This window comes from Sphingopyxis granuli NBRC 100800, from assembly GCF_001591045.1.
GTDB lineage: Bacteria > Pseudomonadota > Alphaproteobacteria > Sphingomonadales > Sphingomonadaceae > Sphingopyxis > Sphingopyxis granuli.
Genome location: NZ_BCUA01000025.1, coordinates 20,859 through 32,847, shown reverse-complemented (window position 1 = coordinate 32,847; position 11,989 = coordinate 20,859). Strand labels below are relative to the sequence as shown.

The following is an 11,989-nucleotide window of genomic DNA, read 5'->3' as shown; positions in this document are numbered from 1 at the left end:
ATTCACGAACGTCATAACCTATGTTAAGTCCATGAAATTAGAGGAACAATCTGGAACATCCAAGCGTCTCTCCCATGCCCACCCCCGGGCAGATCATCATCAGGAGAGGCCATCATGGCGCAGAATAATCAACAGGGCGGCAACCAGCCGAATCCGAACCCCGGCCAGGACCGTCAGCAGGAACAGCAGGATCCGGCCCGCCGCCAGCAGGGCGACGATCGCGACGCCGACAAGAGCGGCAATCAGGGCGGCCGCGACGACGAGAATCGTCAGAACCGCTGATCCCTGGCACAACAACAGGCGGGCGCGCTGGTCGCGCTCTCCGGGCCGGGTCGTCGCTCCCGCGCGACCCGGCTTTTGCCGTGACGGGTCGGCCCGACCATGCTTCTGCTGCCCTCACTGTGCTCAAGACGGCGATCCAATCGAGGCGGCAATCGAGGACGAGACGATTGCCGATAGAGAACCGACACGAGACCATCATGAAAAGCGATGACGGCAGGTCGGCAAGCGAGGAGCGCGACCTCAGGACGGGGCGCACCATCTGGCAGGAGCACCGCCGCCCCCCGGTTCCCACCCTTCCCCTCCCGTCCCGCTCGCGCTGTGACGTCGCGATGATCGGTGCGGGTATATCGGGCGCGCTGATTGCCGAGGCCCTGACCGAGGCGGGGCTCGACGTGATGATCCTCGACCGGCGCGGCATCGCGGAGGGATCGACCCCGGCTTCCACCGCGCTACTCCAATATGAACTCGACACGCCGCTCTCGCAGATGGCGGAGCGCATCGGCTGGGAGCGGGCGATGCGCATCTGGCGGCGCTCCTACCTGGCCGTCGAGGCCCTTCGCGCGCGCACCGAGCGGCTCGGACTCGAGGTCGGTGCTGCAACGCGCCCCTCGCTCTATCTCGACGGCGACCGCCTCGATCCTGCGCAGCTGGCGGCCGAGGCCGACGCAAGGCGCAGGGCCGGATTCGAGGTCGAACTCATCGGACCCGCCGAGACCGAGCGGCGCTACGGGATCAGGCGGCGCCATGCGATCGTCGGCTTCGGCAACTACTGCGCCGACCCGCGCGCGATGGCAGCAGCCTATCTGGGGGTCGCCGCGAAGCGCGGTGCACGGATCCATCCGCATAGCGAGATCGTGCGCGTCGACGCGGCGCAAAAGGGCGTGACGCTCGAGAGTGATCGGGGCGCACATGTGCAGGCTCGGCATGCCGTCTTTGCGACCGGATATGAGATGATGAAGGGCGTACCGAGGCTCGGCAACCATATCATGTCGACCTGGGTAATCGCGACGCGGCCACAGCCCGAAGCCCTCTGGCGGGACGGTGCGATGATCTGGGAGGCGTCCGATCCCTATCTCTATATCCGGACAACGCCCGAGGGCGCGGTGATCTGCGGCGGGGAAGATGAGGAAATCGCGAGCGCCGGCGAACGCGACGCCAGGCTTGCGGCCAAGACGAAAATCCTGACGCGCAAGCTCGCGGCCTTGCTTCCCGCGATCGATCCCACGCCCGCCTTCGCCTGGGCAGGCAGCTTCGGCAATAGCCCGCTCGGGACACCGACCGTCGGGCGCGTGCCGCGGATGCCGAACTGCTATTCGGCGATGGGATATGGCGGCAATGGCATCACCTTCTCGATGATGGCCGCTCAGATATTGCGCTCGGAAATTTGCGGTGCGCGCGACCCCGACAGCGACCTTTTCGGATTCCGTCGGATATTCTGAACGGGCGGCGCGCAGGCATGCAGCAACGACAGGCGATAAGGACAGGAACATGATATCACAGGCAAGGACATCGGGGTTCGGAAAGCTGCTTGGCGTCGGCGTGCTCGCCGCGCTCGTCTGGTTCACGCGCCGCGGCCAGAAGCGGGCCGTCAAGGACGACGGCCATTCAGCCGCGTCTCGTGTCCTCGTGCATCAAAGCCCCTCGCCCATTCATGCTACGCGGTTGGGATAATATCGAGGGAGGTCGTTTCGACTTAACCCATGTTGCTTCGCCCTTCCGCATACGCGGCCATAGCGTGTCGGCATGGTCCGCCATGCTGCGGGCCGGAACCGCATCGGCCCTGCCGATGTTCTTATGGCATGCACGATCGGAAATTCTGGAACGGGTTCGAAACGCCTTATGCCCTCATCGGTACGCTGGATGGGTGACGATCCCTTCAAGTCCAAGGAGGACCGGCTCGGTATCTTCATTCGCAAACTGCTCAGCCATAGCCGGCTGTCGACCGACGACCAGCAGGCGATAGCTTCCCTGCCCTTCAGTTTGCGACGGCTCGAGCCTAACGAATATATCTTGCGCGAAGGCGACCTCGCGAAGGTTTGCCCCGTGCTTCTCAGCGGCTTTGCGTATCGCCAGAAGACCTCGGCCGATGGCGGACGCCAGATCGTCGCGCTCAAGATTCCGGGCGATGCGCTCGACTTCCAGTCCCTCTACGTCGATATCGCCGACCACAACCTCCAGGCCCTTACCCCCGTCGAGCTTGCGGTCTTCGCCCAGAAGGATTTTGAAGCGCTCGTCGCGCCAAGGCCCAATATCGCGCGCGCCATCATCGTCGACATTCTGATCGAAGGCTCGATCAGCCGCGAGTGGCTGCTCAATATCGGCCGCCGCAACGCCCTCGGGCGCCTCGCTCACCTGCTGTGCGAGCTTTATTATCGCGTGCAGCAGATCGCGCTCGAAGAAGTTGGCGCCTTTGAATTTCCGCTGACCCAGGAGCAACTCGCCGACCTGCTCGGCCTGACGCCCGTTCACATCAACCGCACGATCAAGATTCTGGAGAAGGAAGGCGCGGTCAAACGCGTGTCGCGCCGCCTCACGATCGGCGATGTCGACACGTTGCGACGAATAGCCGATTTTTCTGATGTTTACCTGCATCGAACGTTGGATTCGCTCGTTTAGCAACCGGGGCGGCAAGACATCAGGAGAGAGCCTGCGATGCCCCGATATTATTTTCATGTTTGCGACGGCACGCAGGAGATCGACGAGCAGGGTCATGAGCTTGCCGATGACCTGGCCGCCCGGCGAGAGGCGGTTCACTATTGCTGCGGATTGCTCGGCGACGACCCCGACCTGCTCCTCGCCGACGAGAATTTGCGCATCAACGTCACTGCCGAAGACGGCCACCTCCGCTTCGCAATCGTCCTCAACGCGATCAGCGTCGATTGGCAACCGGGCACACGCGCCGAAAACCAACGCCTCACCGATACGCAGCGTTGAAGCTCGGTGACGGCATTCAGTCTCCCCCTATGACGCCGCGCTGGCCCTCGATCCTTTGGGTCGTCCGGTATGGGCAAAGCGCGGGCAATGTCGCGCGCGATGCCGCCGACGCCGCGGGAGACCTCCGCATCGCGCTCGACCACCGCGATGTCGATGTCCCGCTCTCGCGCCTCGGGGAGGAACAATCGCGCGCGCTCGGCGAATGGTTTGCCGAAGGCCAGGAAGGATGCGCGGCGTCTGACCGCGCGAGAAAGGCCCCGCCTTCCGGCGGAGCCTTTCCGGGTTCCAGAGGCATATCGCTATGCGCTGGAAGCCCCCCTCGAACGCTCCCGGGTCGCCAGGAACGCATGAAGAGCAGCGGTGATAAGCGCATCGCGCGTCTCGCGACACAACCTGGATCAAGTCGGAAGAACGGAACCGGCAACGACGCATGAAAGCCATCATTGTTCCCTTCGCAGGCGCCGACCTGATCTAGGTTAGGACGAATGCAAATTCTCTCGTGCGACTCCCTGTCGACACGCAACTCGCCACGGCAACGCCAGTTGTCCTCATGCCCCCTGCAAGAGGAGATCATCATGAGCATCAAAGGTAAAGCCAAGGAAGCCGCCGGCTATGTGAAGGAAGAAGCCTATGAAAATGGCGATTCCCCCGAAAGCCAGCGCAAGGCGCAGGAAGGCCGCGACCTTCGCAACGAAGGCCGGATCGAGGATGGCAAGCTGCCCAAAACCGGCAAGCCCGGCACCGAAAACTGAACCTTTCCCCTCGCAGCCGACCTCGACGCTGCGTCCTCGGCCCGCTTCGGCGGGCCGTTTTCTTGACCATCGCCATCATGCGACCGTCGTGCAGCCGAACAGGCCGCGCCATCTTCCCTCCGAACGCAAAGTTTCTGACGCGTCATGCAACCTTTCGCATTCTCACCGGTTTCTTTTCCGCAAGTCCCGATCTCCGGATCGGACTTCAGGAGAGCCCCGCCGCTTCGTGCAGCGGGGCTTTACCTTTTGGGCCGGACACCACGATGCGTTATACTCGTGCCAAGGAACCTAAGTTCGCCCCGAGCGGTAACCGAACATGGACCTTTTTGACCCCGACCTGATCTGGCCGATTGCCGGCGCCACGCTGGCCGGCGCGATAATCGGCGCCGAACGCGAGTATCGAGCCAGCCCTGCGGGTCTCCGCACGCACATCCTCGTTTCGCTCTCGTGCTGCCTGCTGATGCTGTCCGCCGTGCATCAGATGGCGTGGCTCAACGATGCGCCGTCCGATGTCATCCGCATCGACCCGGTCCGCATGGCGCATGGCATCTTGACCGGCATCGGCTTCCTGTGCGGCGGCGTCATCTTCCGCGAAGGCTTCAACGTGCGCGGGCTGACGACGGCCGCCTCGCTCTGGACCACGGCAACGCTCGGCATGTTGTTCGGGATAGGCTTCTACCAGCTCGCGATTTTCGGCGGCGCCGCCACGCTCGCCGTGCTGGCGGCGGTCTCGGTCACCGAACGTTACGCGCCTCAGCGACGGATCGCGCATATCAGGGCCATATATCGTCGCGGCAGCGCCATGACGCTGGGCGGCTTTGGCGACCTGCTCGCGGCGAAGCACCTCACGTCGATCACGATCGACCAGGCGCTCGACGGCGATCAGCACAGCTTCACCGCGATCGCGGGCGGATACACCGAAAGCCGCGCGGAGGAGCTTGCGACAGACTGGTCGGCCGACGCCGATATCATCGGGTTCGAAATCCGCCCGCAACAGGCCTGACAGGGAAACGGCGAAGTCTGCAACCCTCTTCGCGGGGAGACGTTCAACTTGTTCGCAAGCAAAGGAATGACGATGCGCATGATTCTCACCCTCGCCGCCCCGGCCATCCTCCTCGCCGCCTGCTCCGACAAGAATGAAGCAGCCGAAGACAAGCTTGAGCGCTCCGCCGAGACAAGCGCCACCGTCGCGGGTCCCGTACCCGCAGCCCTCGGCCTCAGCGAAGCACAGCTGCTCGATGCCGATATCATAGGTGCTGACGGCAAGGAACTTGCCGACGTCGCGAAGGTCGAACGCGGGGCCGACAACAAGGTCGATCGCCTGCTCGTCGAACTCGATGGCGCGGGGCCGGATCGCTATGTCCATGTCCCGATCACCGGCCTCAAGGTCGTCGTTCGCGGAGACGACACCGATCTTCAGACGTCGATGACCAAGGCCGACCTTGCAAGCCTGCCCGAGGTCAAGCTGCCCCCCGCGTGATCGACACGTCGCGATCAAACCTGGGATTAGCCATGGCGCCAGGATCGGGGCGCCGCGCCCATCGCGGACAAGTTCGCGGCGCTGCCGCGCTGGACGCGCATAAGGCACGATGGCGGCACCGCTCGACACGAGCGCGATGACAATGACCATGCGTGCGCGGGGAACAAGCCTCAAGCAACTCGATCATATCGCCGAGGCGGGGCTCTTCGGTCGGCCGCTCGGCGATCCGCGCCAAGGCGACCGTCCTCAAGCGCGACGGCCGAACGAAAATCGATGCGACCATCGACGCGCCACAGCTCGATTTCGACGACCTCGCCGACGACGCCGGTCTCGCTGCCGCTCGTGCAAAGGAAGCCCGGATCGGTCCGCGCATCCTCCCCGACACGAGGATCAATCTCGAAAAGATGGGGCTAACCGACGGTACGATCCGCGTCTCGATCGCGAGCCTGCTGGTCAAGGGCGGTTCGGTCTTCAAGAGCCTGAGCGGCACACTCAAGCTCGATCACCGTGTCCTTCGCCTCCCTTATTGCCGCTCAGCAAGCCGTGGTGCATGCATCAGCCGTTGAACAAGTCCGGCTACTCATCAAAGCCGGACCGCCGCAGGAAACATCACGAATTGTGATGTTGCCAGGAGAAGAAGGTTAGCGTGATGCGCTTCAGCCAAGATCATGTTGCCGGCGTCTCGCGCCTCGTCGAACAAGAACCCGAAGTCTTGTCGAAAGCAGCCGTGTTTCGCCGCAGCTTGGCTTCGGCCGAAAAAATATCGGCGAAGGCCATTGCCATGTGCTGAGCACCATGATAGCGGGCCGCTCTCTTCGCAGCACAAGGCTTTCCAAGCCGCAACGAAGAGCGCCGCAAACCGGCAGTGGACGCATAGCTCAGTTGGTAGAGCAGCTGACTCTTAATCAGCGGGTCCTAGGTTCGAGCCCTAGTGCGTCCACCACTTTCCCCCAACTTTTCAAATATTTAAATAGCTCGCCAAGTCCAACGGATGCTGGCATCTGCGTGCTAGGTAGCTCTCTAGGTAGCAGCACGCGAATCCTCCAACGAGCATGGTCAGGCGCTACGCTCCAGCGACCCAGGAGCCGGACTGCGGGCGAGCGAGGGGGACCTCAGGGCTTAAGCGAGTCGTGACCACACCTGCCGACCATTGCGACGGCTAATTCCACTCTGCTTCGAACGAGCATGCTACCTTTGAATGGCCACCACGAGCCTCTGGCTTCGCAGGGATGTAGGGGCCGCTAGGGCAGACTATCACAGACCTCGGTTCCTCCAATCGGAGGAGGCAGGCTTGGACCCCGTTCAGATTTCTGGGACCTAGATCCCGTTGTAGGTAATTGGGCCAAGCCTGCCGTCAGGTTTCACACTCACTCCCGACAGCTGCTCATAATGGCGCAAAATCAGATCATTATCCGCCATTTCAGCGTTAGGGGGTCAAAAATGAAACATTATGGGCCGATGGAGCGCATGGCGGACCGGGCGACAACGCGGGTTTTCCGTGGCGCGAATCGGCGGAAGCTATTCTGACAGCGCGACTGCAGGAAAAGCCAGATTGCGTGCAAGAGCCTCAATCTCGTCGCGCCACGCCAGCTTGTCGAGCCACGTCTGGCGAATTGAAGATGCGCCATAAATCGCACCGGCCAACTGGCCGGCGATGGCAGCAGTGGTATCGGCATCATCACCGAGGTTAGCTGCCAACAGCACGGCTTCATCGAAGCTCGTGGTGTTGGCAACGGACCAGATCGCGGCTTCGAGGCTGTGCGCCACGAAGCCGCTGCTTGAAATCTGATCCCGCGTTTTCCCACGCCAGCTACCGGCCATGATTGGGCCGATCACAGGCCCAAATCCGTCCGCTGGAACCGCCAGGGCATCCTCAAAGTCCGCACCTAGGATAACCGCCCGCAAGAGGAGTGCATACGCTTCACAGGCGTCGAGGCACGCGTCTGCAGCGTGCGTGGTCATGCTCTGTCGGCGGGCTACTCGCGTTACGACCGCGGGATCCTGCCGGATCCCCCAAATCGCAACAGGCGCAAGCCTCATGAGTGAGCCGTTTCCTGCTGAATACGGATCGTTAGAGCCGGCAATCGGATCGCCAGTTTGCTCGAAGCGGGCAAGGGCTTGGCGGGTGGCAATGCCAATATCAAAGCAGCTGCCCGTGGGGCTGAAGGCGCCGTTCCGCCACCAGTTGACGAACCGCCGTTGTGCTTCTTCCGGTTCGAAGACCGAGCCCTTTGCGGCGCTGGCAAGCAGAGCCTCACCAAGCGCAAGGGCCATAGACGTATCATCAGTCCAAGTCCCCGCATCCAAGCCGAACGGCCCTCCCCCGACCATATCTGTGATGTGGGGATAGGTGTCCCGCGGCTTGAACTCGAGGGTCGTGCCCAAAGCATCGCCGACCGCCAGACCAATGAGACATCCAATGGACCGATCGTAAATGCGCTCGATCGCTCGAAGGTGATCTTCCTGCGCTCTCGTCTCGATAGCGCCCGGCCTCACCTCTCGTACTTTGGCGATTGCGGTATCGGCGCCTGTGATGCCGAGTTCAATGAGCAGTCTCGCTGCCACTGTGCCGGCCCGGCCCAGCCCTCCCCGGCAATGGATAAAGATGCTCTCCCCGTTGGTGAGGAGACTGCGAAGTCGGGCTCCGGACCGGTGCCATCGTTGCTCGAATTCCTCGCCAGGCGCCGTGACGTCGGGGATCGGGAGATGAAACCATTCCATCCCGCGAGCAGCAACCGCAGTCTCCAGATCTGCGACCCCCAGCAGCTCGATTTCGTGCTTTTCAATAAGAGAGACGACAGCGGCGGCCCCCCACTCACGCACCGCGTCCAGATCCGCCGCAAGGTCACGCTTCCACTCAAAGCCAGCGAGCGCAGGCCCTTGCTTACCGGGACAAAAGGAGATGCCGATGCGGCCTGACGCGGCCGAAAGGGTTGGGATCTGGATCGGATCAGTGGTGCTTGTTCGAAGATTTCTGCTCATGGCGCTTTGATATGAGCCATGTACGACATTATCGGTCGCACGTGGTTAAGGGCATCCTACAGCTATTGGTTGGCGCAAAGGGGGAAGCCGGGACTTTCATCCGGATTTTGCCTTCTTTGCTTTAGGCTGGCCCGCCTTCCCAGACGGAGAGACCCGGATTTGCAAATGCCCTGTTTCAGTTCTGCGTGATTCAAAGCTGCCTGCCTTCTCGACCAAATCGCTCAGCTTGCCTTCACCATAGGTTCGGGGGTCAAAGTCGGAGGCGAGCGCCGCAAGGCGTTGGCCCACCCGCCCAAGAGGCACCCAGCCCCCTTCATCATCGAGCTGTGAGATGGCAGTTCGGATCAAAGGTGCCGCAGCAGTGGGCGACTTCTTTACACTAGCCGGACGGGCATCCTGTCGGCCTGGCTCATCTGACGTTGGCGCCTCTGGCAGCAGGTTCTCAGTGTAAATGAAGCGGCGACACGCTTGTCGGAAGCTCTCGGGAGTTTTCTGCTCTCCGAAGCCGTAGACATCGATACCTTGCTCACGGATGCGCGAGGCGAGACCGGTAAAATCACTGTCCGAAGAGACAAGGCAAAACCCGTCGAAACGACCGGTGTGCAAAAGATCCATCGCGTCGATGACCAAAGCAATATCCGAGGCATTCTTGCCGCTGGTATATGCAAAGTTCTGGTGCGCCTTGATCGCATGTGTGGCGAGAACGTCGGCCCAGGATTTAAGCCGAGTGCCGGAGAAATCACCGTAAATGCGGCGGACACTTGCTTCACCGATCTTTGCAATCTCTTCAAAAAGGCGCGGTGCGATCCGGGAAGATGCATTGTCTGCGTCAATCAAGACAGCAAGACGTGGAGTGCGAGGTTCATTGGCCATTTTGCACCATTGCCCCAATATCCATTAATCAGCCGATAAAACGTGCAAGGCGGCGGCTGACAACAGCCTGATCTTGAGGGGTCCTGAGCAGGCGCTTGGCCCTATCGTGTGCAAATTCATCCACATTGAGAACGACCAAACTGTAGCCATGCCTCGGAAGCAAATCGGCGCGGCGCTCATCATATCGTCGGCGCTGGTCGCCTCGAGGCACGCCAGATACCGTTGGCTTGTCGTCGAAGAAGCTGACGCGTTCGCGGTGTTGGCGCTCATGATATTCCACGACGAGGCCAAGAGCCGGATAAAAGCCATCGACAGGCAATGGCTTTCGGTAACCACGCCGATCTGGATCTCCGGTCAGAAACGGAAAGCAATGCTGCCGGACGGCCTTCAGCCCGATAACTGCGTCGCAGAGATCGAGCACGTACTGCTCGTCGCGAATTGCGGCTTCGGAAGCGCCCATTACAGCCTTTAACGTCGATCGGAGCCTGACACTCCCTCCGCATAGCTGCGCCATGACCCGTTCCATGTCTCGATGCTGATCGCTCCCTCGCACGGCCTCCCAGCGACCGTTGTGCGGATGCCATTGGAGGTGTGCAGCTCGAAGGGCTGCTCGTAGTCGCTTGGGGTCTATCCCGCTGGCCTCGGCCATTTCGACAGCCGTGATCACTTCGCTCGGCCCGGCCATCCAATCTGCCTTTCCCTAATCAACGAACCGGGATGAAATTATCGCAAACCAGGCCACCCTCGCTTTCAGAGAACATGCGAACCCACCTCCAGGTTCGATCGCCTGCGTGCCTTGTCACCGGGTTTGCTCTGGCGCGTTGACATCGCGGACGGGGAGAAACAGCAGGGGATTGTGCCCCTCGGATTTCGCGGTATCGAGCCATTCTCGACCGGATACCCCTTGGCGTGCCAGCTCATGGAGAGTCTCAGCTGTGCCGGCAGCGGCGATCTCGCGTTCGCGCACTCGAGCAACTGTTGAGCGCAGGTCGTCTGCCTTCTGCCCCAAGAGATCTAACCACGTAGACGTGCCAGCGGTTTCCATTGGCGCGTGAGCAAGAGCGAGAGGGGCTAACTGGATCGCCTCTCCCAACTGTACCAGCGTGAGTGCCCGAGAGCTCGCAGCCTCCCTGGCCATATCGTCTTGGCAGGATGCCATCCGGGCGGTGACACGCAGCCCTGAGGCGAGAGCGAAAGCTTCAACCAAAGGTTCGGTGTTGAGCACATCGCTCGCAGCGCCTAGCTCTCGAGCGCGGCGTTCGAAGCTATCCGCCAGAAAATGTGCATCCCGTGCAATTGCAATCCATTCTCTTTGTGATGCCGATGGCAGCCAAGCCTCTTCGACCTGACCCACCAATGTTCGAAGTCGTGTGAAATCCTCCGTGATTCTCTCGACTCGCATGGCTTCCAGTCCCCGCACAATCGCAGCAAGGTTTGGAAGGATCGCGTCGACCTTCTCCTCTACCCTGGCGATTCGCTTCGCCAAGATCGCGGCACCAGCTACGGAAACACCAATACCCATGCCACTGGCCACGAGGTTCGCGATTTGCAGCGACTGAACGATAGATATCGCAGCCTTGATCTGCTCATTCTGGACGACGGAAACTGCATCAATCGCCATTTGCGGCAGGCTGAGTGGGCTGAAGTTCAGCAGAGACGATATTGCCGACGTCTCTTGTAGATGCCCGACAACCCGTCCTGAAGAAACTGACTGGATTATCGAACCTGCCACGCGGTATTGGCCCGATGCTACGCCAGCCAGAAGTTCGGCGGGTACTTCTCGCAGTACCACGTGAGCAAGTGAACCGATCATATCGCTTTTGCACGCTTCGCTGCGCGGTCAAACTCCGCAGTCAACTGCTGCAGAATCGACGGTGAGTTTTCATGTCTGCCGATTAGCGAGCCGACGACAAAGGAACGGACGCGGTCGCGCAGTCTGGCTTGGGCCCGGTCGCGAATCTTGGCAGTGTTGAGAAGCCCCGTTGCAATGCCCAATCCAGCGATCGCGCCCCCGCCAACTACAACCGGCCAGCTGATTGTTGTCGTGGTGACCAGGCCAAGCCACGCGGTCGTGGTTGTCACCGCTGCGAAAGGAAGTGATGCGGCGGTCGCAACACCCGCAGCGAGCGGCACTGCCGCGGCTACGATATCCCTGGCGCCATCGAATACGGCTTCTGGTTGCTCGGCATAGTCCGGGCTTCTTACCCAGACGGCTTGTTCCTCTACGATCGCAGCGAGTGCGGCGTTTGCTTCATTGAGGATCTCAATCGCGACTGGTTCAGCAACTTCGCGAACCTTCGGAGCGATGCTGACTTGTAGGAAGGCCGATTGCGCCCAAAGGCCGTCCTTTAGGTTTGCATTGGAAACGTCTTGCTCAGCGCTCGCTATCAAGTCAGCCGCGACCTGATTGAGCGTTCTGGCCGCAACAAGCGAGTATTCCGACGCCCAATCATCGATCCGGTGCCCGAGAATAATGCGATTAAATAGGCCCATTCTTGTCCCTCGTCCTCGGTCAGCCGTAAGCCAAATTCTTACAAGCGACCACCCGCGACAAAAACGGTCGCACGATTGTTGCCAGCCGCAACTTCAATATGTTGAGATTGGACCAACCAAAAGGTACCAAGCCGGAGGCAAACTTGGCGACCAGCGGACATGGAATGAGGAGTTAGCTCCTGCGACCGAATTT

General features: G+C 61.0%; 14 protein-coding genes and 1 tRNA gene. 10 read left to right on the top strand and 5 right to left on the bottom strand.

Going from position 1 to position 11,989, the window contains the following annotated elements; genetic code table 11:
- Nucleotides 1-114 precede the first annotated feature (114 nt).
- The 10 genes from SGR02S_RS20040 (at nucleotide 115) to SGR02S_RS08265 (ending at nucleotide 6,391) form a co-directional block, all read left to right on the top strand.
- Nucleotides 115-282 (top strand): hypothetical protein, encoded by a 168-nt coding sequence (locus SGR02S_RS20040; RefSeq protein ID WP_156483013.1) that lies wholly within the window; start codon nucleotides 115-117, stop codon nucleotides 280-282.
- Between the two features lie 329 nt (nucleotides 283-611).
- A complete protein-coding gene (locus SGR02S_RS08300) occupies nucleotides 612-1,721 on the top strand; it encodes an NAD(P)/FAD-dependent oxidoreductase (RefSeq protein ID WP_255211419.1) in 1,110 nt (369 codons plus the stop codon).
- A 421-nt stretch (nucleotides 1,722-2,142) separates the two neighbouring features.
- Entirely contained in the window at nucleotides 2,143-2,898 is a 756-nt protein-coding gene (locus SGR02S_RS08290; RefSeq protein WP_067107893.1) for a Crp/Fnr family transcriptional regulator, read from the top strand.
- Nucleotides 2,899-2,934: 36 nt separating this feature from the next.
- The gene (locus SGR02S_RS08285; RefSeq protein WP_067107890.1) at nucleotides 2,935-3,216 is read left to right on the top strand and encodes a DUF6894 family protein; all 282 of its coding nucleotides are present in this window, start codon (nucleotides 2,935-2,937) and stop codon (nucleotides 3,214-3,216) included.
- 575 nt (nucleotides 3,217-3,791) lie between these two features.
- A complete protein-coding gene (locus SGR02S_RS20235; RefSeq protein WP_169799659.1) occupies nucleotides 3,792-3,968 on the top strand; it encodes a hypothetical protein in 177 nt (58 codons plus the stop codon).
- Nucleotides 3,969-4,284: 316 nt separating this feature from the next.
- Nucleotides 4,285-4,971 (top strand): MgtC/SapB family protein, encoded by a 687-nt coding sequence (locus SGR02S_RS08280; protein WP_067107887.1) that lies wholly within the window; start codon nucleotides 4,285-4,287, stop codon nucleotides 4,969-4,971.
- Between the two features lie 72 nt (nucleotides 4,972-5,043).
- A complete protein-coding gene (locus tag SGR02S_RS08275; RefSeq protein WP_082797034.1) occupies nucleotides 5,044-5,448 on the top strand; it encodes a hypothetical protein in 405 nt (134 codons plus the stop codon).
- Between the two features lie 152 nt (nucleotides 5,449-5,600).
- Nucleotides 5,601-6,014: a hypothetical protein gene (locus tag SGR02S_RS08270; RefSeq protein ID WP_067107880.1), complete on the top strand. Its 414-nt coding sequence runs from the start codon at nucleotides 5,601-5,603 to the stop codon at nucleotides 6,012-6,014.
- Between the two features lie 80 nt (nucleotides 6,015-6,094).
- Entirely contained in the window at nucleotides 6,095-6,238 is a 144-nt protein-coding gene (locus SGR02S_RS20035) for a hypothetical protein (protein WP_156483012.1), read from the top strand.
- 77 nt (nucleotides 6,239-6,315) lie between these two features.
- Nucleotides 6,316-6,391 (top strand) — tRNA-Lys (locus SGR02S_RS08265).
- A gap of 575 nt (nucleotides 6,392-6,966) precedes the next feature.
- On the opposite strand, the gene SGR02S_RS08260 is transcribed toward SGR02S_RS08265, so the two are convergent.
- The 5 genes from SGR02S_RS08260 to SGR02S_RS08245 form a co-directional block, all read right to left on the bottom strand.
- A complete protein-coding gene (locus SGR02S_RS08260) occupies nucleotides 6,967-8,430 on the bottom strand; it encodes an ADP-ribosylglycohydrolase family protein (protein WP_067107877.1) in 1,464 nt (487 codons plus the stop codon).
- Between the two features lie 96 nt (nucleotides 8,431-8,526).
- Complete coding sequence (locus tag SGR02S_RS19565) at nucleotides 8,527-9,303, bottom strand: NYN domain-containing protein (RefSeq protein ID WP_082797031.1); 777 nt, start codon at nucleotides 9,301-9,303, stop codon at nucleotides 8,527-8,529.
- Nucleotides 9,304-9,331: 28 nt separating this feature from the next.
- Nucleotides 9,332-9,763 carry a hypothetical protein gene (locus SGR02S_RS19560; protein ID WP_082797033.1) on the bottom strand — a complete coding sequence of 144 codons (432 nt, stop codon included), beginning with the start codon at nucleotides 9,761-9,763 and terminating at the stop codon, nucleotides 9,332-9,334.
- A gap of 339 nt (nucleotides 9,764-10,102) precedes the next feature.
- Nucleotides 10,103-11,116 carry a hypothetical protein gene (locus SGR02S_RS08250; protein WP_067107871.1) on the bottom strand — a complete coding sequence of 338 codons (1,014 nt, stop codon included), beginning with the start codon at nucleotides 11,114-11,116 and terminating at the stop codon, nucleotides 10,103-10,105.
- Nucleotides 11,113-11,796 (bottom strand): hypothetical protein, encoded by a 684-nt coding sequence (locus tag SGR02S_RS08245; protein ID WP_067107868.1) that lies wholly within the window; start codon nucleotides 11,794-11,796, stop codon nucleotides 11,113-11,115. The genes SGR02S_RS08250 and SGR02S_RS08245 overlap by 4 nt, the downstream gene beginning before the upstream one ends.
- Nucleotides 11,797-11,989: the final 193 nt, after the last annotated feature.